Origin of the sequence: Actinopolymorpha sp. B9G3 (assembly GCF_040120725.1) — a bacterium.
Taxonomy (GTDB): Bacteria; Actinomycetota; Actinomycetes; order Propionibacteriales; family Actinopolymorphaceae; genus Thermasporomyces.
Genome location: NZ_JBEEAB010000002.1, coordinates 595,235 through 621,744 on the forward strand (window position 1 = coordinate 595,235; position 26,510 = coordinate 621,744).

Here is a 26,510-nt window from a genome sequence, read left to right on the forward strand (position 1 = left end):
CGACGTGGTGGTGATCGGTTCCGGCGTGGCCGGGCTCACCGCCGCACTCGAGGCGTCCCGACTCGGTCTGCGAACTCTCGTGGTCACCAAGACGTACGCCCACGAGGGAAACACCCGCTGGGCGCAGGGCGGGGTCGCCGTCGTCCGCGCCGACGAGCACGACGAGGGCGACACTGTCGACCGGCACGTGGACGACACGCTGCGGGCCGGTGTGGGTCTGTGCGACGCCGACGCGGTCGCGGCCATCATCGGGGACGGTCCGGCGGCCGTGGCGTCGTTGCGGCGGTACGGCGCGGCGTTCGACGTCGACGCCGCGTCGGGACTGCTCGCACGCACCCGGGAGGGCGGCCACACCGCCTACCGCGTGGTCCATGCCGGTGGTGACGCGACCGGAGCCGAAGTGCAGCGGGCCCTGCTGACCGGTGTACGCAAGCGCGCGTTGACAGTGCTCGAGAGCCAGGTCGCCGTCCAGGTCCTGCGTACTCCCGAAGGGGCGGCGGCCGGTGTACTCCTGCTCGGCGCCGACGGTGTGGCGGGCGTCGTGCGCGCACCCGCTGTCCTGCTCGCCACCGGCGGGCTCGGCCAGCTGTACCAGTCGACGACGAACCCCGACGTCGCGACCGCCGACGGGATCGCGTTGGCGTTGCGGGCGGGTGCGTCCGTGGCGGACATGGAGTTCGTGCAGTTCCATCCGACGGTGCTCTACACCGGGCGGGGTTCGACCGGCCGGCGGCCACTGGTGACGGAGGCGGTCCGCGGCGAGGGTGCGGTCCTGGTGGACGCGTCCGGCGCGGCGGTGATGGCGGGCGTCCATCCGTTGGGTGACCTGGCACCACGAGACGTCGTGTCGGCGGCGATCATCCGGCGGCTCGCGGAGGCGCCGGGCGGTGTGGACGACCACGTGTATCTCGACGCCACGCACCTCTCGGCGGCGGCGTTCCGAGCGCGGTTCCCGACGGTCTACGCCGCCTGCACGGCGGCGTCGATCGACCCGTCCGTGGAGCCGATCCCGGTCGCCCCGGCGGCGCACTTCGGGTGCGGTGGCGTCGCGACGACGATCGACGGGCGCACCGAGGTGACCGGTCTCTACGCCGCTGGCGAGGTCGCGCGCACCGGCCTGCACGGCGCCAACCGGCTGGCCTCCAACAGCCTGCTGGAGGGTTTGGTCGTGGGCACCCGCGCCGCCCGGGCGGCGGTGTCCGACCTGGCGACGGGCGCACTCGCGGACGTGGACCAGATGGTCGAGGAGCCGTTGCCGGTGCTTTCGGTCGCCCGGCGTTCCACCCTGCAGCGGGTCATGAGCCGACACGTCGCGATCGGGCGGGACGCCTGCGGGCTGGCGGTGGCGGAAGAGGCGCTCGACGCGACCGGTACGACGACTCTGGTGGATACGCGTGAAGGGGTCGAGGACGCCGCCCTCGCCCTGGCGGCGCGCGCGGTCATCGTCGCCGCGCAGGAGCGCCACGAGTCGCGTGGTTGCCACGTGCGCCACGACTTCACCGACACTGACGACGAACGTTGGCGGGTCAGTCTGGCTGTACGCCTCGACGCTGAGGGTCAGCTCGTCCCGGCCAGGACATTGGCATTGGATGGTGTGGCATGACGCGGGGCACAGTGGTGACGGACGGGTCGGCGGAGGTCCGGGTGGGGGCCTGGGCGGAGCGTTCGCTGGACACGCTTTCGCCGGGCGTGGCCGCTGCGCTGGCCGAGTCCGGGCTCGACGCCGATGACGTCCTGAGGGTCGTCAAGACCGGCTTGACAGAGGACCTCCGGTACGGCCCGGACGCGACGACGGTGGCGACGACACCCGAGCAGGTGCTCGTCCGGGCAGAGATGACGCCCCGGTGTCAAGGCGTCCTTGCCGGCGGCGCGGTGGCGCTGGTGGTGTTCGACCTGCTGATGCCGGGGGAGGTGGAGGTGCTGGCGCGCGAGGCCGACGGTGCGGTGCTCGCGCCACACCAACCGGCGCTGGTGGTGCGCGCGCCGGTACGGGGCCTCCTCACCGCCGAACGCACTGCGCTCAACCTGGTCTGCCACCTGTCCGGTGTCGCCACCACGTCGGCCGCGTGGGTCGCTGCGGTCGCGGGTACCGGATGCACGATCCGCGACACGCGGAAAACCTTGCCCGGGCTGCGGATGTTGGAGAAGTACGCCGTCCGTTGCGGTGGCGGGGCCAACCACCGGTTGGGGCTGGGGGACGCGGTCCTCATCAAGGACAACCATGTCGTAGCTGCCGGCAGTGTGGCCGCGGCGCTCGCTGCGGTGCGTGCAGAGGTGCCCGATCTTCCGTGCGAGGTCGAGGTGGGTTCGCTTTCGGAGTTGGACGAGGCGTTGGCAGCCGCGGCGGAGTTCGTCCTGCTGGACAATTTCACGGTCGAGCAGTGCGCGGAGGCGGTCCGGCGCACTCGTGCGTCGGCACCTGGGACGCGGTTGGAGGCTTCGGGCGGGCTCGTGCTCGACGAGGCGCGCGCCTATGCCGGGACCGGTGTCGACTTTCTCGCCGTCGGGGCGCTGACCCATTCCGCTCCCGCGCTGGACCTCGGCCTCGACCTGCGCTGACCCGACGGTTCCCCACGGATGTGCTGTCCGGAGTGAGACAGCTCCGCCGGAATAAGTGGATCCACAAGGGATGTTCGAGAAGGCGATGAACGTTCGCATCCTGCTCTGGGTACGCCTGTACGTCGACCTTCGGCTACAGGCCAGCTCCGCCTGTCAGTAAGTCGAACGCCGCAGATCTGGGGCGGTCCGCAGACGCCTGAGCTCCCTTGATTTCCAGGACGCGGGCGCCCTGCCGATTCGAGACACCTGAGCGCTGCGCCGATTGGCCGGTGCGCCTTCGCCGGAGCCGGACCTGACAAAGATGACGGTCTCCAGCTCTGATCCCTTTCGCCACAAGACCACCGTCGTACGCCTTCGTACGGGAGGAAAATCGTGTCGGCTACCTCCGCCGCGTCAGCGCGGCAGACTCGTCAACCCCGCTTGCCGTTCTGGGTCCAGATCCTCGCGGGTCTGACCCTCGGCATCATCCTCGGCCTGCTCGCCCGCGGCCTCGAGCTGAGCTGGCTCGCCGAGACCCTCACCCAGATCGGCAGCATCTTCGTCCAGCTGCTGCGGGTCGCCGTACCCCCGTTGATCTTCACCGCTATCGTCGTGAGCATCGCCAGCCTGCGCCAGGTGACCGGTGCGGCACGACTCGCGGGCCAGACCCTGCTCTGGTTCATGATCACCTCGCTCCTCGCCGTGACGATCGGGCTTGTCCTCGGTCTGCTCACCAACCCGGGCCTCAACACGTCGCTCTCGCAGGACAACGCGGAGGCCTATGACGGAACCAGCGGGTCCTGGCTCGACTTCCTCACCGGCATCATTCCCGCCAACGTGCTCGGCGTGTCCGCCGAAACCTCAACGGAGCAAGCGGATGGCGTGGTCTCGGTGACGACGGCCCTGTCGTTCAACGTCCTGCAGATCGTCGTGGTGGCGGCGGTCGTCGGAGCAGCGGCGCTGGCGGCGGGGGAGAAGGCCGAACCGTTCCTGGCGTTCAACCGTTCAGCGCTTGCCCTTGTGCAGAAGGTGCTCTGGTGGATCATCCGGCTAGCGCCGATCGGGACGCTCGGCCTGATCGGCAAGGCGGTCGCGACGTACGGTTGGGGCCTCCTGGGCCCGCTCGCGACCTTCACCGTCGACGTGTATGTCGGATGCGCACTCGTCCTCTTCGGTGTCTACAGCATCCTCGCCCGCCTGCACGGCCTGAGTCCGTTGAAGTTCTTCTCCGGCGCGTGGCCGGCGATCGAGTTGGCGTTCGTGTCCCGGTCGTCGGTGGGCACCATGCCACTGACCCAGCGCGTCGTGACGCGGAACCTCGGTGTGCCACAGGAGTACGCCTCATTCGCCGTGCCCTTCGGTGCCACCACGAAGATGGACGGCTGCGCGGCCATCTATCCAGCGCTGGCGGCGATCACGGTGGCGCAGATCTTCGGTGTCAACCTTGGCTTGACAGAGTATCTGCTGATCGCGTTCGTCTCGGTCGTCGGTTCGGCGGCGACGGCGGGGCTCACCGGTGCGATCGTCATGCTGACGCTGACGCTCTCGACCCTCGGGCTCCCACTCGAGGGAGTGGGTCTGCTCATCGCCATCGACCCGATTCTGGACATGATGCGTACCGCCACCAACGTCGCGGGCCAGGCGCTGGTGCCGACCATCGTGGCGAAGCGGGAGGGTCTGCTCGACCTGCAGGTCTACAACGGCCCGCGGTCTGCACTGGCGCCGGAGCCTGAGCCTGAGCCAGCCGCCAGTCCGGTCACCGCAACGGCCTAGCGAGCTTGAGTGTCGCGGACCTGTCCGACGGATCAGACGCCCACCGTGGGCGGCATCTTCGGACAGGTCCGTGGCGGTCGAAACTACTGCCGTGGCAGGGTCGCATGGCTGGTCTCAGACGGAGCTCGCCAGGCGGAAGCCGATGCCGACGAGATCTGGGTCGTACGCGCCATGCCGGCGAGCGCACCGGGCGAGGTCTCGGCAGTGGAACCACGCACCGCCACGGGTGACATGAGGATCGGTCGCATAGGTGTCGGTGACGGGGACGCCCGCAGGCGCTCCCGGATAGCGTGCATATTCGGTCGAGGTCCACTCGTCGCAGTTCCCGGCCAGGTCGAGGACCCCGAACGGGCTTGCTCCCGCTGGGAAGGATCCCACCGGCAGGGGGCCACCCGCTCCATGCTCCCGCAGGTTCGCCAAGCGTGGGTCGAACTCGTCACCCCAGGGGTACTCCCGCGTGTCGTCGCCTCGGGCCGCGCGTTCCCACTCGTTCTCGGTGGGCAGCCGGACGGGCCGGTCGAGTTGGTGACCGAGCCAGGCGCAGTACGCAGTAGCTTCGGCCCACGGGACACCGGTGACCGGATGGTCTGGCTCGCCTGTGGGCGATCTGCGACCCGTGTCGGCGGTGAAGTGCGACCACTGTGCGTGGGTGACGGCCGTTCGGGCGATGCGGAACGTGGGGACGTACACGTCGGTCCGGGGCGCCTCCTTGCGGAACCATTCGACATCGACCTGAAGGTCACGGTGTCGGTCGAAGACAGCTGCCACCTCCTCCGTCGGCGTACCTCGGTGAAGGAAGCCACCGGGCACCACCACCCAGTCGGCGTACAGGGGATCCGTCGAGCGCGTTGTCATGCGGGAAGACTCGCAGTGGTGACCGACGGCAGGCATCGGTCCACCGACCGAGCCTTCCTCCGACCATGGCCTGAGTCGAGGCTGAGCCGACGGTCAGCGCGGGACCGCCATCGCCAGGAGGCAGCCGACGAGGGCGAACGCCAGGAACGTCAGGACCTTCCATCGCACGCCGTCTCCTCCCCTCTGGTTCGACGCCACCCGTTGACCCGCTTGGCCTTCGCTCGACGCGACCACATGTCGGTACGTCGCTGTGGTAGGACGCGGCGGCCGGGACCGGCGGGAATGGGGGCCGGGTCCGGTCGACCAGCCGCCGCGCCGGAATCTCGACTGTAAACCGGGGTTCCCGGTAAACATAAGTACCCCGGCTACCCGGATTACCTACCGTCGAGGGTGTGTTGGACCGACGCAGCCATGTGCCACTACACGTTCAGCTGGCCGACCTTCTCAGGAAGCGGATCTCGTCGGGCGATCTCGCGCCGGGTGACCGCCTGCCATCCGAGTCTGATTTGTCCCAGACATACGACGTGTCGCGCCCGACCATCAGGAAGACTCTTGCCGCGTTGAGGTTCGAAGGGTTAATCGAGTCCGAGCTGGGGACCGGGCATTTTGTTCGGGATCGCGGTGAGCCCAAAATGGTGAGGCTGCGACGGGGCGACGAGGCGTCCGTGAGCCTGGCTGGCGGCATGCCGCAGGTGGTGGTCAGTCGCAAGGACGGAACGACCGAAACGTTCCCGGCGGACCAGGTGGTCATCCGCCCTGCTTAGAGCCTGTTCCTGAACCTCTGTTGATCTTGGTCGGTCGCCCCGTCAATGTCGCACGGGCTCGGTGTCGCGCAGAGAAGTGCCGGCGGGCTGGGGTACCGCGTCGGGCTCGGGAGTCGAGGTAGCCGGCACCACACCAAGGTGCCTGGAATCCGCGTGCCTCGTTCGGATCTTGATCGGAAGGACGAGGTGCTTGACACCCTTGTACGGCTCGCCGCTGGTGACGCGGTGATGAAGCAAGAGTGCCGCCTCACGGCCGATGTCCGTGGCGGGAAGGGACGCGGCGACCACGGTCAGCGGAAGGATGTCGAACGGGCCGGCGTCATCCATGCCGGCCAGGTCGACCTGTCCTGGTACGTCGACGCCCATGGCCGCAAGGTCGGCGACGGCGTGCGCGAGGGTAAAGCCGTTCGCGCAGAGAAGGACGCTCGGAGGATCGGGGTCTGCAAGCAGCGTCTCGAGCGTCCCGGACTGTCCGGGCTCGGTCAGCCCGACGTATCTGCGGAGCACCGTGAGTTCGGGGTGGATGGGGATGTCGTTGTTCCGCAGCGCCTGCAGGTGCCCTGTCAACCGGTCGCGCACGCTGGTGCATTCGGTCTCGCTCCACAGAGTGGCGATGCGTCGGTGCCCCATGCGGATCAGTTCCTGCGTCACCTCGTAGCCGACCGCGACGTTGTCTGCGACGACTGCGTCCGCGGCAAGGTCCGGCCGGTACCGGTCGATCATGACCAGAGGAACGCCGCGCCGGCGTACCTCGGCCAGTGCGTCGGCGTTGGCACCGCCTTCGGCCGGGTAGAGCACGATGCCGCTGACGTTCGCGTTGAGTGCCTCCTGAAGTGCCGTCCGCTCCCGCTCGGGACGGTCGTTGCAGTGCGTGAGGAACAAGCGGTAGCCGTGCTCGGTGCAGGTGGTTTCCAGACCCATCAGAAGCTGACTGATGTAGGAGCTGTGGTTCTGCAGGATGCACGCCACGGTGGGCTTGCGGTGCGCTCCGGCGGGCGTCGGCGCCTCGGCATTTGCCTTCTCAGCAGGCCGTTCGGCGATGAACGTTCCGACTCCCTGACGGCGGACGAGGACCCCCTCGGCAACAAGCTCGTTGAGGGCACGGACGGCGGTTGTCGAACTCACGCCGAACCGGCGGCATACCTCGCGCTCGGTGACGAACGGTGTTCCGGGGGCGTGGCCACTCTGCTCGATCGCGGCACGCAGCGCGCGCCGCACCTGCTCGTAGAGCGGAGCCCTGTCCGTCTTGTTGTCCACGCTCATCGCACACCCACTGGTTCATTCTCATCCGACCGCGACTGCTCAGGTTAACCCTCCCGTCAAATGCGTCCAGAGGCCGTTGCTTAGGGACGCTGCTACCACATTGACACATGCAATCCTCGCAGTACCTTTACCGCCATCGCCCACCGTCCTGAGCCCTGTAGGGAGACCCCGCCATGGACCGAACCCCGTCGAACGTCTCGCGTCGCCGGTTCCTGCTCGCCTCGACTCTGCCGATCGGGCTGTCCGTCCTGGGTTCTGCCTCCCCTGCGAACGCGGCCCCGCCGACGTCGGGTATCTCGTGGCCGGAAGGTCAGGCTCTTCCGCACTTCGCGCGGCCCCGCCACCTCGATGTCGTCAACCTTCTCTCGCCGGTCCCCAACGACGAGAAGGTCATGTTCACCACGCTTCAGGGTCTGGTCAATCGCTCCCGGCCACGCCTCTACCTGCTCCACACCGAGGAAGAGGGTGCATACACCTGGCTGGAGGACCTCGGCCTGCCGTGGGACGAGCAGGACCGCTGGGAGATGTTGTCGAAGTATCAGACGGAAGCCAAGGGAATGGTGGTCTGGGATCCCAGCATCCCCGACACAGTCAACGTCGCCACCACACTGGCGGGAATCCACGACGCGCTGGCCGTCAGTCCGCAACTCGCGGCCCGGCTTTCCGAGGCTCCCTACCGACTGACCACACTGGTCGACCTGCGCGATCGCTTCGACAGCGGCCTCGACGCCTACAGATGGCAGTTCGAGGAGTTGTGGGACAAGACCACCCACCGGATGGTGGTAGCTCTCAATCCGGAGGTCCACCTCGGATTTTTCCGGGACTACGCCGTCGCCAACCGCGCGATGGTGTTCTGGCTTGAAGTCAACGCAGCCGAGGAACGCGCGCTACTGGAGGACATGCTGTCCGCGGTTGACCCGTACACGCCGTACATGGGGTGGTTTGCGTCCGACATCGCCGGCGAGTTCGCCGGCACTGAGCTGGTGTCCCAGCACGCCGCCTACGTCGTCCCCGCGGACTGGTTTGCGAACGGCACGGTGTTCGCGGGTGCCCGGCCGCCGGTCAGTGACCAGCAGCAGTCACCGCCCACTCCGCGGCTGGAGAACCGGATCTATGTGACGTTCACCCTGGGCGAGGGCGACAACTTTGCCTACAACCAGCACCACATGCGCAACCTGTGGGAGAACGACGCGCGCGGCAGTGTTCCGATCAACTGGACCACCAACCCGCTGCTCGCCGATGGCGCACCGGCGATCCTGGCCCACTACCAGCAGACCGCGACCGAGAACGACTACCTCGTCGCTGGACCCTCTGGCGCGGGCTACATCTACCCGACCGCGTGGCCGGACGCCACCTTCTCCACCTACACAGCGACGACGGGTGCGTACATGAAGCGCACCGGCATGGACTCGATCCAGATCCTCAACCGGGTCGACCACGAGGACGTGGACCTCAGCGACGAGAAGGCTCACCAGTTCGCCACGGACGTACGGCCCAGGGGTTGGTTCATCCACCACACCGACCACACCGAGATGCAGGTCGTCGCGGGCGTGCCGCAGGCGACCGGATATCTCGTCAACAGCGTCGAGCAGACCAAGAACGCCATCGCCGAGTCGGCCGCGGACTGGGACGGCACGTCACCGTTGTTCGTGTCAATCGCTCCGATCGCGTGGAGCATGAATCCCGCGGACCTGGCGGAAGTGGCCAACTCACTGAGCGATGACTACACGGTGGTCCGCGGCGACCACTTCCTCGACCTCGCGCGTGAGGCGCTCGGACTTCCCCCGATGGACTGACCCGTACGACGGCCGTGCTTCGGCATCTGACCGCCGACCCGATGTCTGTGTGGGTCGGCGGTCAGATGTCACTTCGGACCCGCCGCGAGTCGCCTGACCACCAACTCGGTTGTGTCTACGCCAGCTCGCCGCAAGGCCAACAGTGCCGCGCCCGCAGCAGGCTCGAGCACCGGATCAACAACGTCGAGGCGTTTCCCTCGTGAGGCTGCCAACCCGGTCCCGACTCTCCCTGCAAAAGCACCGGACCGACCAGCGTGGCGAAGTTGCTCAACGGCAGTCGATCGACCGCCCACGTCGGAGAAGTCTGAGCGCTCGGACCGCACGGGAGATGCGGTCCGACGCGTTCAATGCGGAGAAGTGGCATACCGAAACGGGTCAGGGTCAACCATTTCTCCGCAATCGATTCAGGCTCGAGGGCAATTCCATTCAGGTTCGAGAGCAATTCCATTCAGACTCGGGGGCGCGGAGTGCCAGCGACCACGACGTCCTCCACTGTCAACTCCGCCTTGCCGGCGCTCCGACGGAACCGGACCAGGTCCGCCGGCGCGCCGATGTCGAGAGTCCCGCGGCCGCCCGCGATGGCACCTGGCGTCGTCGTCGCCAGCGCCACCGCCTCGCCGAGCGAGAACGGCCCCAGCCCCGCCACGTGTGCCACGCCGTCGCCGATCGAACGCGCGGCACCGGCAAGGTACGGCGTACCCACATGCGACAACCGCCCCTCGGCGGACAGCTCCACCTCGCCACCGACCGGCGTGCGGTAGGTGCCGGGCGGCGATCCCGCGAGTGTCGTGGCGTCCGACACGAGGAACGACCGCGACAGTCCCTTGGCCCGCAGCATCGCGATGAGTGTGTCCGCCGGCAGATGATGGCCGTCGGCGATGAAGCCCGCGGCCAGGCGGTCATCGGCGAGCTGCGCCCACACGTAGTTGGGATGCCGGGCCAGGACCGCATGGGCGCCGTTGCCGAGATGCGTCGACAACGACGCACCCGCCTCCGCCGCCGCCCTGATCTGCTCGGGTTCGGCGTGCGTGTGGCCTACGGAGACGCGGATCCCGCGGGTGACGAGATCTGAGATGTAGGCAGGACTCCCAGCGAAGTGCGGCGACAGCGTCACCATTCCCACCAGCCCGTCGCAGGCCGCCTGCCAGCGCGCGAACTCCGCCACGTCGGGCGGGCGTACGTGCGCGGCCGGATGCACCCCGCGTGGCCCGTCCTCGCCGGACAGGTGCGGCCCCTCCACATGGACGAAGGGGATCGCGTGCCGCACCAACGGGTCGCGCTCCCGGGCCCGGACGATCCGGCGCAGGCACGCGATGATGTGGGACTCGGCCGCCGTCACGATGGTGGGAACGACGGTCGTGACGCCGACCGCGAACAGCGCGTGGACGAGACCGACCACCACCTCCGGCCCGGCATCGTCCTCGGCGGCATTGGCGTCGAATCCGCCGAACCCGTTGACCTGCAGGTCGACGAATCCGGGCGCTATCCATACCTCCGCGTCCTCCGCTGAGCCCGCTGAGCCCGCCGGACTCCTGGTCACCTTCGCGATGAGGCCGTCCTCGATGCGTACGACCGTCAACAGGCCGGTAGCGGGGTCGCGGCCGGCCAACTCGGTCACGCCGGGAGAACCGGGCAAAGGCTCAGTCGAGGTCATGGGCGGAGTCCTGGTCGAGATAGACGGTGCAGCCGTGGTGGGTACGCAAGGCACTGGCCGGACACGACTCCGCGATCGGACCCTGCAACGCGTCGCGAACCGCGGGCGCCTTCGCCGGCCCGGGAACCATGCAGAACATCCGCCCCACGTCGAGCAGGCGCGGCACGGTCAGGGTCAGAGCCCTCGTGGGTACGTCGTCGAAGGTGGGGAAGCAGCCGTCGTCCACCTGTTGCTGGCGGCAGGTGGAATCGAGCTCGACCACCTTCACGGCCAATGGATCGGCGAAGTCGGCCACCGGCGGGTCGTTGAACGCGATGTGGCCGTTGACGCCGATGCCGAGACAGCAGATGTCGATCGGCGCCTCGTCGAGCAGTGTGGCATATTCCGCCGCCCGGAGCTCGGCATCCCCGTCGGTCCGCATCAGGTGCACGTCCTTGAACGGCAACCTGTCGAAGATCGCTGCCCGCAGCCACTGACCGAACCGTTGTGGTGCCTCGTCGGGAAGCCCGAGATAGTCATCCATCTGGAACGCCGTCACGCGTTCCCAGTCGATTCCCGCCTCGGCGGTGAGTGCGTCGAGGGTCTCCTGCTGGCTGGGTGCGGCCGCGAAGATCATGCGTACGGCGTCCTGGAGGCCGAGCCGTTCGCGGATCTCCGCCGCGATGTCGCTGGCCGCCGCATGCCCGAGGCTGGCGCGGTCTGGGAACACGCGGACGATCGGTTCGGTCACAGTGGGTCCTCTCGGTGCGAAATGCCCGACACCTACCAATAGCAGAGGCCACATCGAGATGTTCTGGTGTGGCAGGGAGTCGGACGTGATCGGACATCGGCGATGATTTGCAGGGGTACCGCCGGTCAGACTCAGCAGCGGGCGACGACACGACCATCGGTGGAGGGGAAGGGCCATGAACGACTCGACGAGTGCGACCAGCCCGGGCTGGTTGCGCGGACCGTTGCGGCCGTTCCGGTTCGGGCAGTACCGGCTGTTGGCCGCGTCGGTCACGCTGTCGCTGTTCGGTGCCGGCGGATGGTTGATCGCGCTCGTGTGGCAGGTCATCGCGCTGGGTGGTGGGCCTGGCGCCGTGTCGATGGTGTCGGCCGCCTCTGCCGGCGGAATGCTCGCCACCGCTCTGCTCGGCGGGGTCATGGCCGACCGCATCCCGCAGCTCCGGATCCTGCGTGCCGTCGCCGTCGTACGCACCCTCGCGGTCGGCGTGGTGGCGGCACTGGCCGTCGCAAGCTGGCTCGAGGTGTGGCACCTGGTGCTCGTGGCACTGGCGATCGGGCTCGGCAGTGGGTTCACCTATCCCGCGTACTCCGCGCTGCTGCCGTCGATCCTTCCCGGCCGGGACCTGATGGCCGCGAACGGTGTCGAGGGCATGCTGCGCCCGATGATCATGCAGGCGGCCGGTCCGGCCGTGGCGAGTGCGGTGATCGCGGCCTGGTCCCCGGGCGCGGCCCTGGTGGTGGTCTGCGTGTGCGAGGCGGCCGGCGTCGCCCTGCTGCTGGCGATGCGCCCGGTGCCACTCCGGCAGGAGCGTCCGGCAGGCCCTGAGCATCCCGTGCGATCCGCCGTGACCGACCTCAGGGACGGCTTCGTCTACATGGTGCGTACGCCATGGCTGTTGGCGACGTTGCTGTTCGCGTCGGTACTGATCCTGCTGATCATGGGGCCGATCGACGTCCTTGTACCGTTCGTGATCAAGGACCGGGCCGGCGGCGGACCCGGCGACCACGCGATCGTGATGGCGGCGTTCGGAATCGGTGGCGCGGTCGGGTCGATGGCGATGGCCTCGTTCCGGATGCCACGGCGATACCTCACGGTCATGAACCTGTTCTGGGGCCTCGGTTGCGCGCCCCTCGTCTTCGTCGGCTTCGCCACCCACGTCGCGCAGATCGCGGTCGCGGTGTTCGTCGTCGGGATCTGCTTCTCCGCGCCGATGGTGATCTGGGGAACCCTGTTGCAGCGTCGGGTGCCCCCGCACATGCTGGGCCGGGTCTCGAGCCTCGACTTCTTCGTCTCGCTGGTGTTCATGCCGTTGTCGATGGCGGCGGCCGGGCCGGTGAGCGCCGCGGTCGGGTCGGGTACGACGTTCCTCGCCGCCGGCCTGATCCCCGCCGTGATCGCGGTGCTGGCGATCGTGCTGGCGAAGATGCCGAAGGACGAACTCGCGCACCCGCTCGACGACCGCGGAGACGACGAGGACGGATCCGCCGGAACGGACGACGAGCCCAGGAACGAAGCGGTCCCCCCGGTCGAGCCCGTGCCCGTGTGCACCTGACGTTTCCGGTCTCGGCGGGACGCCGCCGGATCGGCCGCCGGGTACCGCTCGTCGCCCGCCGGTCGGGGTCAGGGAGTCGTCGGGCGGTGCAGGTCGGCCGGCAGCTCCTTGGCGGCGGCCCGGTCGAGCAGCCACAGCGTGCGCTGCCGACCGCGTACGCCGGCCGCCGGGATCTGTACGGGACCCGCCCCGGACAGAGCCAGGCGTACAGCCCCCGCCTTCTCCGCTCCCGAGACCAGGAACCACACCTCGCGCGCGGCGTTGAGCGCCGGGAAGGTCAGGGAGATCCTTGTGGGCGGCGGCTTCGGCGCTCCGTGGACCCCGACCACCGGACGTTCGTCGTAGACGGCGGGACGTTCGGGGAACAGCGACGCCACATGACCGTCCGGCCCGACCCCGAGCATGCAGATGTCGAACGCCGGAACCGGGCCGTGGTCCTCGGGACGCACCGCGGCGGCCAGCTCGGACGCATAGCGCTCCGCGGCCGCCTCGACCCTGGCGGCGTCATGCTCGTCCGCGGACGGCATGGGGTGGATCCGGGCCGGATCCACCGGCACGTGGTCGAGGAGTGCCGCACGGGCGCCGGTCTCGTTGCGTTCGGGATCGCCGGTGGGCAGGTAGCGTTCGTCGCCCCACCACACGTCCAGCCGTCGCCAGTCGATCGCGTCGCGGGCCGGCGAGTTGGCGAGGGCGGCAAGGCTGCCGGTCCCGATCCCACCGCCGGTGAGGACGACCGACGCCCTGGTCCGGCTCGCCTGGACGTCGACCAGCGCGGTGACGAGCCGGGCCGCGATGGCTTCGGCGAGCAGGTCCTTGGTGGCATGGACGACGATCTCGGGGGTACTCATCGCGAACCCTGGACCTCCGCCTCGCGCGTGGACTTGCGCGGATCGATGTCGTGGGCCCGCATGCGCAGCAGTTCCTCGACCGTCAGCGCATAGACGTCGTCCGGATCCAGCCGGCGCAGTTCCTCCGCGAGCAGTTCGGAGGTCTCGCGGCGTTTCAGTGCGACGTGGCGTTCGGGCTGATCGGGAATCGAGTACCGCGCCAACAGACCGTCGCCTCGGGTGATGGCGATGTCGCCGTCGTCGGTGTGGAGACGGGCCGCCGTGATGCCGGGGCCCTCGCTCGTCGTCACCGACGTCGGGATCCGCAGCCGCAGGGCCAGCCAGGCGGCTATCAGGTCGGCGCTGGCGTTGGACCGTTCGGCCTCGATGGTCGCGCCGACGACCCTGGCGTGCTTCTGGTCCAGTGCCGCGGCCAGCAGGGCCCGCCACGGGGTCGTACGCGTCCACGCCAGGTCCGTGTCACCCGGCGCGTAGCCCCGGCAGTGTTCGTGCAGCGCCTCGATCGGTCGTTCGGCGGCCGCCGCATCGGTGACCCGGCGACGGGCCAGCTGGCCGAGCGGATCGGCTGAGGGGATCGCGGGCGCCCTCCCGGGCCACCACGTGACGACCGGCGACTCGGGCAGCAGCAACGGCATCGCCACCGAGTCCGGGTGCTGGGAGAGCTCTCCGTAGAGGCGGAGCAGCAGGCTCTCACCCGGACCGCTCTCGCCGCCCACCCGCACCTCGGCGTCGAGTCTCGCCGGGCCTTCGCCGTTGCGCGGGATCACGCCGATGATGCGGGACGGATGCTCCTTCGCCGCCAGCATCGCGGCCTTCAGCGCGTCGTAGTGTCCGCTCTCGTCGGCCACCACGATGAGCGTGAGCACCATGCCCATCGCCGGGCTCCCGGCATTGCGACGCGCCTTGACCAGGGCCGACGCGATCTCGCTCGCACTCGTGTCGGAAAGATCGATGATCACAGCGCTGCTCCTTCACTCCGCACGATCGGCACCCGGATCCCCTTGTCGTACGGGTGTGGTTGTCGTACGGGTGGCTGAAAAAGCCTCGCGCACGTCGCTCACGGTCGTCTCCAGGTGCGGCCGTCCCGGGCGAGCATCTCGTCAGCGCTGGACGGCCCCCAGGTGCCGGACGGGTACTGCTCGAGCTTGGCGTGTTCGGCCCAGAAGTCGACGATCGGGTCGAGGATCTGCCAGGACAGCTCGACCTCCTCGTGCTGGGGAAACAGCGGCGGATCGCCGAGAAGCACGTCGAGGATCAGCCGTTCGTACGCCTCCGGCGAGGACTCGGTGAACGCACCGCCGTAGGCGAAGTCCATCGTCACGTCGCGGATCTCCAGCTGCGTTCCAGGCACCTTCGAGCCGAACCGGATGGTGATGCCCTCGTCAGGTTGGATCCGCATCACGAGCGTGTTGTGGCCGAGCTCCTCGGTCGCTGTCGCCGCGAACGGCAGGTGCGGTGCCCGCTTGAACACCACCGCGACCTCGGTGACCCGCTTCGGTAGGCGTTTGCCGGTACGTAGGTAGAACGGCACCCCGGCCCAGCGCCGCGTGTCGACCTCCAGCTTGATCGCGGCGTAGGTCTCGGTGCGGGAGTCCTTCGGGATGCCCTCCTCGTCGAGGTAGGCGCCGACCTTCCTGCCACCGGCCCACCCGTCGGCGTACTGTCCGTGCGCCGTGTGCAGATCGAGCCGACGCGGCAGCTGCACGGACGCGAGGACCTTCTGCTTCTCGATCCGCAACGCCCGGGCGTCGAAGCTGACCGGCTCCTCCATCGCGTTGAGCGCGAGCAGCTGCAGCAGGTGGTTCTGGATCACGTCGCGGGCCGCGCCGATGCCGTCGTAGTAGCCGGCGCGCCCGCCGATACCGATGTCCTCGGCCATGGTGATCTGCACATGGTCGACGTAGTTGGCGTTCCACACCGGTTCGAACATCTGGTTGGCGAACCGCAGCGCGAAGATGTTCTGGACCGTCTCCTTGCCGAGGTAGTGGTCGATCCTGAAGACGGCCTCGGGCGGGAAGACCTCCGACACGATCTGGTTGAGCTCGCGGGCGCTCTCCAGGTTGTGACCGAACGGCTTCTCGACCACGACCCGGCGCCAGTGCTCCGTCCCCTGGTCGGCCAGGCCGTGTTCCTTGAGCTGGCGTACGGTCACGGGAAACAGCTTCGGCGGCACCGAGAGATAGAAGGCGTGGTTGCCGTTGGTGCCGCGCTCGCGGTCGAGCTCGTCGATCGTGGTGCGCAGGCGTTCGAACGACGGGTCGTCACCGAGCTCGCCCTGAACGAACCGGCAGCCCTCCCGCAGCTGCTTCCAGACCTCCTCGCGGAACGGCGTGCGCGCGTGTTCCTTCACCGCGTCGTGGACGACCTTTTCAAAGTCCTCGTTGGCCCACTCGCGGCGGGCGAAGCCGACCAACGCGAAGCCGGGCGGAAGGAGCCCGCGGTTGGCGAGGTCGTAGACGGCCGGCATGAGCTTGGTACGCGCCAGATCGCCGGTGACCCCGAAGATGATGAGGCCGCACGGACCGGCGATGCGGGGGAGCCGGCGGTCCTGCGGATCGCGGAGCGGGTTGGAGGGTGCGGGGCGGTTCTTCACCAGCACGGCCTCATCGGTCATGGACGACCTCTCCTTGGTCGGCGCTGTGCCCTCGTGACGACCGCACGTCGTTCGGTCATGGGCGCACCGTCTTGACGGCGGCGATGAGCTGGGCAAGGCCAGCTCGACGATCGGTGAGATGCAGGCGTACGACGGGTTGTCTGGTGGCGATCAGCACCCGGGCGTCGCCCGCGGCCTGGGCCCGCTGGAGCTGGCCGAAGGTGTACGGACGGTCCGGTACGGCGAGGTCCTCGGCCACCTCACCGGTGATCTGGACGAAGCCGCCGTTGCGGTGCCCGCCCTTGTGGTACTGCCCGGTCGAGTGCAGGAACCGTGGGCCCCATCCGAACGTCGTCTGGACGCCGCTCGTGGCCGCGACAAGAGGGCGGAGCTCAGCCGCATCGGCCTCGCCGTCGCGGTCGAGGTAGGCCTGCAGCGCGAGATAACCCGTCTCTGGGACGAGAAGGTGCAGGGACGCGAGGAGCGCGGCGAGCGACTGCTCGCCGCGCAGCGTCGAGGGGTCGCCGTAGACCTCGACCGCTCCCTCGGTCCAGGCGAGCGGCATCCCGTCTCCGGCCTCTGGCGCATCGAGCAGCGCCCGCGCCTGCTTCTTCGCCTCCTCGACGTTCGGCTGGTCGAAGGGGTTGATCCCGATGACCCGGCCGGCGATCGCGACGGCGGCCTCCCAGAGCTGGAACATCGCGCCGAGGGGTCCGCTGGTGAGGACCTGGCCAGGGACCTGGTGTTCAGGCGTGCCGATGGAGATCCTGGTGCCGGCACCGGCACCGTTCCAGCCGGGTGTCGTGGCCGACGTGCGTCCGACGTCGACGGGCAGCAACCCTCGCCCGTCCTTGCCGGTGGACTCGGCGACGAGCTGTTCGACCCAGGCGGGGAAGCCCCTGATGGGCGTGGCACCGTCGCCCAGCACGACCTTCTCGAGGCCCTGCTCGTGAGCCGCGGCGAGGGCGGCGGCCAACGTCAGGGCGGGGTTGTCCGGGGTGGACTCGGCGAGCGCGGGAAGGATCGCCTCCGCCTCGTCGAGAAGCTCGGCGACGTCGGCTCCCGCCAGTCCGGCCGGCACCAGACCGAACGCGGTCAACGCGGAGTAGCGCCCGCCCACCTTGGGGTCGGCGAGGAACACCTTGCGGTAGCCCTCGCTCTCGGCCAGCTCGGCGAGCGGAGAGCCCGGGTCGGTGACGACGACGATCCGGCTCGGGCCGTCGATACCCCCATCGGCGAACGCCCGGAGGTAGGCGCGGCGCTGACTGTCGGTCTCGACGGTGGAGCCGGACTTGCTGGACACGACCAGCACGGTCCGGTCGAGCCGGTCCGCGAGCGCCCGTCGGACGACGGCGGGGTCGGTGGAGTCGAGGACCGTCAGCGCGACGCCGGCGGTCGCCGTGATCACCTCGGGCGCCAGCGACGAGCCGCCCATTCCGGCAAGGGCGATGTGGTCGAGTCCTTCCTGGCGCAGCTCTGCGGACAGGGCGTCGATCTCGGCGAGCAGTGGCCGCGACGTGCGCGGGGAGTCGACCCAGCCCAGCCGGATCGAGGCCTCCTCCTGCGCCGCCGTACCCCACAGCAGGGAGTCGCCGCGGGCCAGTGCCGGCGCGACGTCGTCGTCCACGAGTGCCCGCAGGACCGCCCCACAGGTGGGCTGGTCGACCTCGACCCGGACGGCGTCGGTCACCGGTGGGCCCCCAGCTCCCTGCTCACCGACTCCAGCAGTTCCTTCCAGCTGGCCGCGAACTTCTCGACGCCCTCGTCCTCCAGGACGCCCACCACGTCGGCGTAGCTGATGCCGAGCGCCTCGAGATCGTCGATGACCTTGCGGGACTCGGCGTAGGTGTCGAGCACCGTGTCGCCGCGCGTCTCGCCGTGGTCGGCGTACGCCTCGATCGTCGCCTCGGGCATTGTGTTGACGACGCCGCGGGTCACCAGCTCGGTGACGTAGATCGTGTCGGGCAGGCTCGGGTCCTTCGTCGACGTCGACGCCCACAGCGGCCGCTGCGGGTGCGCACCGGCGGACTTCAGCGCCTGCCAACGGGCACCCTCGAAGACCTCTTCGTACGCCTGGAACGCGAGGCGGGCGTTGGCGATCGCGGCCTTGCCGCGCAGAGCCCTGGCCTCGGTCGATCCGATCTTGTCCAGCCGCTTGTCGACCTCGGTGTCGACCCGGCTGACGAAGAACGACGCCACGCTGCCAATGCTCGACAGCTCATGGCCGGACGCCTTTGCCTGCTCCATGCCGGTGAGGAACGCCTCCATCACCTCGCGGTAGCGCTGCAGGCCGAAGATCAGGGTGACGTTGACGCTGATGCCCTCGGCCAACGCCGTCGTGATGGCCGGGAGTCCTTCGCGCGTCGCCGGGATCTTGATGAAGAGGTTCGGCCGATCCACGAGCCACCAGAGCGCGCGCGCCTCGGCGATCGTCTTCTCGGTCTCGCGCGCCAGCCGGGGGTCGACCTCGATGGACACCCGGCCGTCGACGCCCCCGCTCGCGTCGTACGCCGGACGGAGGACGTCGCAGGCCCAACGGATGTCGTACGTCGTGATCGCGCGGACGGCCTCCTCGACGTCGACGCCGCGGACGGCGAGGTCCCGGGTCTGGTCGGAGTAGACCTTCGCGTCGGACAGCGCTTTCGCGAAGATGGTCGGGTTGCTCGTCACGCCGACGACGTGCTTGTCGCGAACCAGCTCGGCGAGGTTGCCCGAACCGAGTCGCTGCCGGGACACGTCGTCGATCCAGATCGCCACGCCCTCGTCGGCGAGGGCCTTGAGTCGGTCGTTCATCTGGGTCCCCTTCTCATCGTCTGCGATGGCGGCGCAGGTTGGCGCAACAGCCCTGGCGGGCTGGCCCGTCCCTACCCGCGAGCGGCGGCGATGCTCTCGCGGGCCGCCTGCGCGACCGTTTCCCCTGTCAGTCCGAACTCGGTGAACAACGTCTTGTAATCCGCTGAGGCGCCGAAATGTTCGAGTGAGACGATCCGGCCGGAGTCGCCGGCGAAGCGGTACCACGGCTGGGCGATGCCCGCCTCGACACAGACCCGCGCCTTGACGCCGGGCGGGATGACGGTGTCGCGGTAGGCCTGGTCCTGCGCGTCGAACCACTCGACGCACGGCATCGACACGACCCGGGCCGCGACGCCCTCGGCCTCGAGCTGCTCCCGGGCGGCGACGGCCAGCTGGATCTCCGAGCCGGTCGCGATCAGGACGACGTCGGGCACCTGGTTTCCTGGAGCGTCGACGAGGACGTAGCCACCCCGCGCCACCTCGCTCGCCGGTGCGAACCCGGTGCCTGCCGAACGGTCGAACGTCGGGACGTTCTGCCTGGTGAGGGCGAGTGCCTTGGGCGCGTCGGAGTGAGCCATGACGTGCTGCCAGGCGGCCGCCGTCTCGTTGGCGTCGGCCGGGCGGACGACCTCGAGGCCGGGAATCCCGCGCAGTGCCGCGAGATGCTCGACCGGCTGGTGTGTCGGACCGTCCTCACCCAGGCCGATCGAGTCGTGGGTCCAGACGTAGATCACCGGCAGCTTCATCAGCGCGGCCAAGCGCACGGCGGGGCGCATGTAGTCGCTGAACACGAGGAAGGTGCCGCCGTACGGACGGGTGCCGCCGTGCAGGGCGATGCCGTTGAGGACCGCGCCCATGGCGTGCTCGCGGACGCCGAAGTGCAGGACCCGGCCGTACCAGTCACCGGTGAACTCCTTCGTGGAGTATTCCGGCGGGATGAACGACGGCTCGCCAGCCGGCGTGGTGTTGTTGGAGCCGGCCAGGTCCGCCGAGCCACCCCACAGCTCCGGCAACACCGGAGCCAGCGCGGTCAGAACCTCACCGGACGCCTTGCGGGTCGCGACGTCCTTGCCCGGCTCGAACGACGGAATCCGGTCGGACCAACCCTCGGGCAGCCGGCGCGAACGCATCCGATCCAACAGCAGGGCCTGGTCGGGGTGATCGTCGCGCCAGGCCTGGAAGGTCTCCTGCCATTCCTCGTGCACCTTCGCGCCGCGCTCGCGCAGTTGGCGGACGTGGGCGAGCACCTCCTCGTCGACCTGGAAGCTTCGGTCGGGGTCGAAACCGAGAACGCGCTTGGTGGCGGCAACTTCAGTGGGCCCGAGGGCCGAACCGTGCGCCTTGCCGGTGTTCTGGGCGTTGGGTGCCGGCCAGGCGATGATCGTCTTCACGATGATGAGCGACGGTCGGGCGGTCTCGGCGATCGCCTCCTGGTACGCGTCCCACAACGCCTGGACGTCCTCGACGTAGCCATCGGCGCGGCGCCACTCGACCGTCTGGACGTGCCAGCCGTAGGCCTCGTACCGCTTGGCGACGTCCTCGGACAAGGCGATGTCGGTGTCGTCCTCGATCGAGATCTGGTTGGCGTCGTAGAGCGCGATCAGATTGCCGAGCTTCTGGTGCCCGGCGATCGCGCTGGCCTCGTGGGTGATGCCCTCCTCGATGTCGCCGTCGCTTGCGAACACGAAGATCCGGTGGTCGAACGGGCTGGCCCCCGGCGCGGCGTCAGGGTCGAGCAGGCCACGCTCGCGGCGGGCCGCCATCGCCATCCCGACCGCGTTGGCGAGGCCCTGGCCGAGCGGGCCGGTCGTGGTCTCGACGCCCGCGGTGTGGCCGTGCTCGGGGTGGCCGGGGGTGCGGCTGCCCCACTGGCGGAGGTGCTTCAGGTCATCCAGGTCGAGCAGGCCGGCGAAGAAGAGCTGGACGTAGAGCGTGAGGCTCGAGTGGCCACAGGACAGGACAAACCGGTCACGACCCATCCAGTCCGGGTCGGCCGGGTCGTAGCGGAGCAGACGTTGGTACAGGAGGTACGCCGCGGGGGCGAGGCTCATGGCCGTTCCAGGGTGGCCCATTGCCGGTGTCTCGACCGCGTCCATGGCCAGCACCCGAACGGTGTCGACGGCGCGCTGGTCGAGATCGGTCCACTCGAGGCGGTTACTTCTGTCGTTGGCGCTCATGTGCGTCGATCGGCTCCTGCTCGCGGATGGAAAACTCTGTTGAACATCACCGATTCGGAGCCTACCCATGCTCCGTGCCGCAGCGGTGGCCGCCGCATGACCATCGGGTCTCTGGTCGCACCCTGTGCACGGATGGGCGACCTCCCGCTTCTAGACTGACGGCTGCTTTCTGTCCGGCCGGCCCGGTTGCCGGCGTTGCTGGTTTCGCTCCCGAGGTGTACGTGACAGCTGTCGGCTCCGAGTCCTCGCTGGGCGAAGCAGGGTCCTCGCTGGGCGAAACCGGGCGTTTGCCGAGCGAATCCGGCACCCTGGTGACCGAACCGGCTGGCGTTGGTCCGGCGACGTGGCGCGACGTCGTCGGCGCCTACGTCGCCCTCACCAAGCCGCGGATCATCGAGCTCCTGCTCGTCACCACGATTCCGGTGATGTTCCTCGCCGCCGGGGGAGTGCCACCGCTCGGGCTGGTGCTTGTCACGGTGGCGGGCGGGATCCTCGCGGCCGGAAGCGCCAACACCCTCAACTGCGTCCTCGACCGCGACATCGACGAGCGGATGCGCCGCACCCGGCGCCGGCCGCTGCCCAGGCACGCCGTAAGCCCTCGCGACGCGCTGTGGTTCGGTCTCGCGCTGGGTGTCGTCTCGACCCTGGTCCTCGGGCTGGCGGTCAACTGGCTGTCGGCGGTCCTCGCCCTGGCGGCCAACGCGTTCTACATCTGCGTCTACACCCTGATCCTCAAACGGCGTACGCCCCAGAACATCGTGTGGGGCGGCATCGCCGGCTGCTTCCCGGTCGCCATCGGGTGGACCGCCGTGCGGGGGTCGCTCGACTGGGCACCGTTGGCGCTGGTCCTCGTGGTGTTCTTCTGGACGCCGCCGCACACCTGGACGCTCGCGATGCGCTATCGCGACGACTACGCCGCGGCCGGTGTGCCGATGCTGCCGGTCGTCGCGACCGAACGCGCCGTCGCCTGGCAGGTCATGGCGTACTCTCTCGCGACCGTCGCGGCCTCCCTCGCCCTGTGGCCGATCGCCCCCACCGGGTGGTTCTACCCGGTAGCCGCCTCGGTGCTTGGCCTGGTCGTCCTGGTGGAGGCGTACGCCCTGATCCGGCGGGTGGCGCGCGGCCGCAGCGGGCTCGACCTGCGTCCCATGCGGTTCTTCCACTGGTCCAACCTCTATCTCGCGCTGCTGTTCGTCGCCGTCGCCCTTGATCCGCTGTTGACCTGAGGAGGTCCGACCGTCGATGACTGTGCCGGCAGCCCCCACCGATCGGAACGAACCACAGCACTCGCCACTCCACCTCGACTGGCCCAACTGCCTCAACGCCCGCGACGTCGGCGGGCTCCCCACGACCGACGGTGGTCGGATCCGGGAGCGGGCGCTGGTGCGTACCGACAGCCACTCCAAGCTCACACCGGAGGGAATCGCCGCCGTCCATGCCTACGGCGTGAGCCGGATCATCGACCTGCGACGGAACCGGGAGTGCGAGGCGGCGCCCAGCCCCTTCGCGGCCGACCCGCTCTACCGCAACCTCGAGGTCCAGAACCCAGCCGATCCGGACCACCAGGCGCTCGACCTCGCCGACATCTACCTCACGATGCTCGACCTGCGGCCGACGCTCTTCACGGCCGCCGTCGCGGCGATCGCCGACGCCCCGCCCGGAGCGGTCGTCGTGCACTGCGCAGGCGGCAAGGACCGGACCGGTGTCGTGGTCGCGATGGCTCTGCACGTGGCCGGCGTCGACGAGGAGACGATCGCGGCCGACTACGCACTGACCGAGGCGCAACTGGTCGAGGAAAGCGCGGCTTTCCTCGCGGCGGTCGAGGACCAGGAGTTGCGCGAGGCCTACCGCCGTCTCCAGCCCACGCCGCCGTCGAACATGCTGAAGGTCCTCGGTCACCTGGACCAGCGCTATGGCGGAGTCCCGGGCTATCTCGAAGCCGGCGGCATGAGCACCGCGCAGGTGGGCGCGCTACGGGATCGTCTGCGCGCCTGAGCCAGTCCGGCGGGTGCGGGCTGGACACCTCTTGGCCCCGACGAAGCTGACGGTGAATGACCACGCTGAGCATGCCTGGTGCCTGCAAATGACCACGCTGAGCATGCCAGTGGTCCCCGGAAAGGCATGGATGCATGTCCCGGCTACCACAGGCATGCCCAGCGTGGTCATTCACCACCGTCGGCGGGCCTACCCAGCGTGGTCATTCACCACCGTCGGCGGGCCTACCCAGCGTGGTCATTTGCGGCTCTCGCCGAGGTGATCAGCCGGACAGGGCGGACTCGATTTCGCCGAGTTGCTCGGTGGTCAGGGTGATCGCGCCGGCTCCCGCGTTGGACTCGAGCTGGGCGAGCGTCGAACTGCTGGGAATCTGCGGTCCCATGCCGGGCAGCGTCAGGAGGTACGCGAGAGCCAGCTGGTTCACTTCGATGTCCCAGGACTCCGCCAGCTTCACCAGCTTGCGTACCGATGCCAGCCGTTCCGGCGTCGCGACCGCGGCGAGCTTGCCCTCGTCGTGCAGCCGGTCACCGGCACCCGCCCGGGCGGGGTCGAGGTAGCGGCTCGTCAACAGCCCGCCGGCGAGCGGGCTGTACGGGATGTAGGCGACGCCGTTCGCCGCACAGAAGTCGAGCACGCCGCGGTGTGGCTCCGTCTCCCGGCCGAGCGGGTCGTACTGGTTCTGCACGGCGACCGGTCGGCACCGCCGCGACAGACCCGACGCCACGTCGAGGTACGTCGCGAGCTGGTCACGACTGAAGTTCGACACGGCGAAATACCGGACGAGGCCCTGGCGTACGACGTCCTCGACGGCCTCGAGACTCTCCTCGACCGGCACCGTGTCATCGGGGCGGTGGAAGTAGAGCACGTCTACATGGTCCAGCTGCAGTCGCGCGAGCGACGCGTGGAGAGCGTCGAGGATGTTGCCGCGGGACAGCCCGCTGTGGTTGGGTGTCGCGCCGTCCATGCCGCCGTGGATCTTGGTCGCGAGAACGACGTTGCGTCGCTGGTCGGGGTTGGCGCGGAACCACCGTCCGATCAGGCGTTCGGAGTTGCCGGAGCCTGCGTTGTAGCGGTTGGCGGTGTCCCAGAAGGTCACGCCGAGCTCGATGGCCCGGTCGAAGATCGGGAAGGCCGCGCGTTCGTCGACCCGCGCGGCGTCGCCGGTGTCCGGGTAGCCGAACTTCCAGGTGCCGAGCCCGATCATCGATGCCCGTAGGCCCGAGGCGCCGACGAGACGGTACGGCATCCCGTGGTACTCCTCGGCCATGAAGGGGACGTCGTAGAGATCAGGGCGGGGAGTCAGGTGGTCCATGCGGTCCTCTCGGCAGGCGTGGCGCAGGGGGAGTACGCCGACGATGATGCCCGAACCGGCACGCGCTTCGGAAGGCGCTTTCCCACACCGGTCGCCCAGGACCGGGGGTGCGGACGGACGGCAGGCGAGGTACGGATGACGCACGGGCAAGGTGCGGATGGCCTACGACCTGGTCCCTCGGGTGTCCTCGAGCGGCTGCTGGCTGGTGCACGGAGCCTGGCAGGCATGGTGAACGCCTGGCAACGGGTTCACGTGTACCGGCTGGCCCCTGCGTACCGTCGCGAATGCCACCAACCCACCCACCCCACACAGCACGGCGCTGATGAGCATGGCGCGCCCGAAACCGGGGCCCAGTGGGCTGTCGGTCCCCGCGCTGACGCCAGCGACCGGGGGGAGGACCGCGACCGCGAGCAGGCCGGCCGTCCGGGCCACAGCGTTGTTGACGCCAGAGGCGGCACCGGCCCGCTCATCCGAGACCGATGCCAGCACGGTGGAGGTCAGCGGCGCGACCGTGATCGCCAGACCGAGGCCGAAGACGACGATCGCGGGGAGGGCGTGGGTCCAGTACGAGCTGCCCGGCACTATCCGCGCCATCAACGCCAGCCCGGCGCCGGCCACGATCGGCCCCAGCGTCATCGGCACCCTCGGCCCGACGCGTTGGGCGAGGGCGCCCATCCGCGAGGACAACAGGAGCATGAGCACCGTGATCGGGAGCGTGGCGACGCCCGCCGCGAGTGCCGTGTAGCCCAGCGACTGCTGCAGTTGTAGGGCGAGCAGGAAGAGCGCGCCGCTGAGTGCGGCGTAGACCGCGAACGTCGTGAGGTTGGCTCCGGTGAACTGCGACGAACGGAAGATGTCGAGCCTCAGCAGCGGATCGCGCTGCCAGGTCTCCACCAGCGGGAACGCGACGAGTCCGACGACGCCGAGCACCGCCGCCACCACGCTGACCGGCTCCCAGCCGCGGGCTGGAACCTCGATGAAGGCGTACGTCACGCCGCCGAGCCCTAGGGTGATGCAGGCGGCGCCGAGGACGTCGAGCCGGCGCGGGGCTGCGGGATCCCGGCTCTCCGGTACGTGACGCAGCGTCACCCAGAGTGCCGCTGCCGTGAACGGCAGGCTCAGGAGGAACACCCACCGCCACGACGCGGCGTCGACCAGCCACCCGCCGAGGAAGGGACCGATGGCCGACGAGACGCCGGTCAGCCCGGCCCAGAGCCCGACCGCGGCCCCCCGGTCCTCTCCCCGGATGCTGGCGTCGATGAGGGAGAGGCTTCCCGGAACCAGGAGTGCGCCGCCGACGCCCTGGACCAGGCGCGCGGCCACGAGGACCGGACCGGTCGGAGCGAGACCGCAGGCCAACGAGGCGATGGTGAACGCCACAAGACCCAGCGTGAACACCTTCCGCCGGCCGTAACGGTCGCCCAGGACCCCACCGAGGAGGAGCAACGCACTGAGCGTGAGGAGATAGCCGTCGACGACCCACTGCTGGACCACGAGTCCGCCGCCAAGGTCCCGGCTGATCGCCGGAAGGGCGATCGTGACCACTGTGCTGTCGAGGAACGCGATACCCGAGCCGAGCACGGTCCCCACGATCACCCACCGGCCGCGGCTGGAGTCGAGCGGCAAGGACAGCCGCGCGGCAGGGGCGTTCGGTCCCTGCGATGGCTGGTTCATCGGCGTCCCCCGGGATCGTTCCTGGCCCCACCATCGTGCGCGATCGACGGCGGCGAAAGCGGGAGGACGGACCGGATCGACTGAACGAGTCCTGGTCCGGGTACACTTCCACCCGACGGCCTCCGCCGTCTCTCCTGCGGGCGAGCCGCCCGCGTGGTCGCTTTCCGAGTGTTCCGTTCGGTCCGGTGCCTCA

At 69.3% G+C, this 26,510-nt stretch carries 21 protein-coding genes; 9 read left to right on the top strand and 12 right to left on the bottom strand.

Annotated elements, in window-relative coordinates; all coding sequences use genetic code 11:
• The first annotated feature begins 4 nt into the window (after nt 1-4).
• The 3 genes from ABNF93_RS05820 (at nt 5) to ABNF93_RS05830 (ending at nt 4,311) form a co-directional block, all read left to right on the top strand.
• A complete protein-coding gene (locus tag ABNF93_RS05820; RefSeq protein WP_349326520.1) occupies nt 5-1,603 on the top strand; it encodes an L-aspartate oxidase in 1,599 nt (532 codons plus the stop codon).
• The gene (nadC, locus tag ABNF93_RS05825) at nt 1,600-2,559 is read left to right on the top strand and encodes a carboxylating nicotinate-nucleotide diphosphorylase (protein ID WP_349326522.1); all 960 of its coding nucleotides are present in this window, start codon (nt 1,600-1,602) and stop codon (nt 2,557-2,559) included. The genes ABNF93_RS05820 and nadC overlap by 4 nt, the downstream gene beginning before the upstream one ends.
• 420 nt (nt 2,560-2,979) lie before the next feature.
• On the top strand, nt 2,980-4,311 hold the full coding sequence (locus tag ABNF93_RS05830; RefSeq protein WP_349326524.1) for a dicarboxylate/amino acid:cation symporter: 1,332 nt from the start codon (nt 2,980-2,982) through the stop codon (nt 4,309-4,311).
• Nucleotides 4,312-4,425: 114 nt separating this feature from the next.
• On the opposite strand, the gene ABNF93_RS05835 is transcribed toward ABNF93_RS05830, so the two are convergent.
• Nucleotides 4,426-5,166, bottom strand: coding sequence for a formylglycine-generating enzyme family protein (locus ABNF93_RS05835; RefSeq protein ID WP_349326526.1), 741 nt, complete (start codon nt 5,164-5,166; stop codon nt 4,426-4,428).
• A gap of 392 nt (nt 5,167-5,558) precedes the next feature.
• Between ABNF93_RS05835 and ABNF93_RS05840 the strand changes: the two genes are divergently transcribed.
• The gene (locus ABNF93_RS05840; RefSeq protein WP_349326528.1) at nt 5,559-5,930 is read left to right on the top strand and encodes a GntR family transcriptional regulator; all 372 of its coding nucleotides are present in this window, start codon (nt 5,559-5,561) and stop codon (nt 5,928-5,930) included.
• A 42-nt stretch (nt 5,931-5,972) separates the two neighbouring features.
• Here the strand turns inward: ABNF93_RS05840 and ABNF93_RS05845 are convergent, their stop codons facing one another.
• Complete coding sequence (locus ABNF93_RS05845; protein WP_349326530.1) at nt 5,973-7,193, bottom strand: GntR family transcriptional regulator; 1,221 nt, start codon at nt 7,191-7,193, stop codon at nt 5,973-5,975.
• 173 nt (nt 7,194-7,366) lie between these two features.
• Here ABNF93_RS05845 and ABNF93_RS05850 point away from each other — a divergent pair, with 173 nt between their 5' ends.
• Nucleotides 7,367-8,989, top strand: a complete 1,623-nt coding sequence (locus ABNF93_RS05850) for a GxGYxYP domain-containing protein (RefSeq protein WP_349326532.1) — start codon at nt 7,367-7,369, stop codon at nt 8,987-8,989.
• A gap of 65 nt (nt 8,990-9,054) precedes the next feature.
• Nucleotides 9,055-9,192 (top strand): hypothetical protein, encoded by a 138-nt coding sequence (locus ABNF93_RS05855; RefSeq protein WP_349326534.1) that lies wholly within the window; start codon nt 9,055-9,057, stop codon nt 9,190-9,192.
• Nucleotides 9,193-9,437: 245 nt separating this feature from the next.
• Here ABNF93_RS05855 and ABNF93_RS05860 read toward each other — a convergent pair whose 3' ends face one another.
• Together ABNF93_RS05860 and ABNF93_RS05865 are read right to left on the bottom strand one after the other, a co-directional pair.
• Nucleotides 9,438-10,643 carry an N-acetylglucosamine-6-phosphate deacetylase gene (locus ABNF93_RS05860; RefSeq protein WP_349326536.1) on the bottom strand — a complete coding sequence of 402 codons (1,206 nt, stop codon included), beginning with the start codon at nt 10,641-10,643 and terminating at the stop codon, nt 9,438-9,440.
• Complete coding sequence (locus tag ABNF93_RS05865) at nt 10,630-11,373, bottom strand: glucosamine-6-phosphate deaminase (protein WP_349326538.1); 744 nt, start codon at nt 11,371-11,373, stop codon at nt 10,630-10,632. Before ABNF93_RS05865 ends, ABNF93_RS05860 begins: the two co-directional genes overlap by 14 nt.
• Before the next feature lie 175 nt (nt 11,374-11,548).
• Between ABNF93_RS05865 and ABNF93_RS05870 the strand changes: the two genes are divergently transcribed.
• Nucleotides 11,549-12,925, top strand: coding sequence for an MFS transporter (locus ABNF93_RS05870; protein WP_349326540.1), 1,377 nt, complete (start codon nt 11,549-11,551; stop codon nt 12,923-12,925).
• Nucleotides 12,926-12,993: 68 nt separating this feature from the next.
• Here ABNF93_RS05870 and pgl read toward each other — a convergent pair whose 3' ends face one another.
• The 6 genes from pgl to tkt all read right to left on the bottom strand — a co-directional run bounded on the left by pgl (nt 12,994) and on the right by tkt (nt 21,336).
• Nucleotides 12,994-13,773 (bottom strand): 6-phosphogluconolactonase, encoded by a 780-nt coding sequence (pgl, locus tag ABNF93_RS05875; protein WP_349326542.1) that lies wholly within the window; start codon nt 13,771-13,773, stop codon nt 12,994-12,996.
• Nucleotides 13,770-14,732, bottom strand: coding sequence for a glucose-6-phosphate dehydrogenase assembly protein OpcA (locus ABNF93_RS05880; protein WP_349326543.1), 963 nt, complete (start codon nt 14,730-14,732; stop codon nt 13,770-13,772). The genes pgl and ABNF93_RS05880 overlap by 4 nt, the downstream gene beginning before the upstream one ends.
• A 98-nt stretch (nt 14,733-14,830) precedes the next feature.
• Nucleotides 14,831-16,387 (bottom strand): glucose-6-phosphate dehydrogenase, encoded by a 1,557-nt coding sequence (zwf, locus tag ABNF93_RS05885; protein WP_349326545.1) that lies wholly within the window; start codon nt 16,385-16,387, stop codon nt 14,831-14,833.
• Between the two features lie 55 nt (nt 16,388-16,442).
• Nucleotides 16,443-18,056 carry a phosphoglucose isomerase-related protein gene (locus tag ABNF93_RS05890; RefSeq protein WP_349326546.1) on the bottom strand — a complete coding sequence of 538 codons (1,614 nt, stop codon included), beginning with the start codon at nt 18,054-18,056 and terminating at the stop codon, nt 16,443-16,445.
• Nucleotides 18,053-19,159, bottom strand: a complete 1,107-nt coding sequence (tal, locus tag ABNF93_RS05895; RefSeq protein ID WP_349326547.1) for a transaldolase — start codon at nt 19,157-19,159, stop codon at nt 18,053-18,055. Before tal ends, ABNF93_RS05890 begins: the two co-directional genes overlap by 4 nt.
• A 71-nt stretch (nt 19,160-19,230) precedes the next feature.
• Nucleotides 19,231-21,336, bottom strand: a complete 2,106-nt coding sequence (gene tkt, locus ABNF93_RS05900; RefSeq protein WP_349326548.1) for a transketolase — start codon at nt 21,334-21,336, stop codon at nt 19,231-19,233.
• Nucleotides 21,337-21,623: 287 nt separating this feature from the next.
• On the opposite strand from tkt, the gene ABNF93_RS05905 reads away from it, so the two are divergent.
• Both ABNF93_RS05905 and ABNF93_RS05910 read left to right on the top strand, forming a co-directional pair.
• Nucleotides 21,624-22,562: a heme o synthase gene (locus tag ABNF93_RS05905; RefSeq protein WP_502877546.1), complete on the top strand. Its 939-nt coding sequence runs from the start codon at nt 21,624-21,626 to the stop codon at nt 22,560-22,562.
• 16 nt (nt 22,563-22,578) lie between these two features.
• On the top strand, nt 22,579-23,331 hold the full coding sequence (locus ABNF93_RS05910) for a tyrosine-protein phosphatase (RefSeq protein ID WP_349326549.1): 753 nt from the start codon (nt 22,579-22,581) through the stop codon (nt 23,329-23,331).
• Between the two features lie 262 nt (nt 23,332-23,593).
• On the opposite strand, the gene ABNF93_RS05915 is transcribed toward ABNF93_RS05910, so the two are convergent.
• Both ABNF93_RS05915 and ABNF93_RS05920 read right to left on the bottom strand, forming a co-directional pair.
• Nucleotides 23,594-24,643 carry an aldo/keto reductase gene (locus tag ABNF93_RS05915; RefSeq protein WP_349326550.1) on the bottom strand — a complete coding sequence of 350 codons (1,050 nt, stop codon included), beginning with the start codon at nt 24,641-24,643 and terminating at the stop codon, nt 23,594-23,596.
• A 162-nt stretch (nt 24,644-24,805) separates the two neighbouring features.
• Nucleotides 24,806-26,317 (bottom strand): MFS transporter, encoded by a 1,512-nt coding sequence (locus ABNF93_RS05920; protein ID WP_349326552.1) that lies wholly within the window; start codon nt 26,315-26,317, stop codon nt 24,806-24,808.
• Nucleotides 26,318-26,510 lie beyond the last annotated feature (193 nt).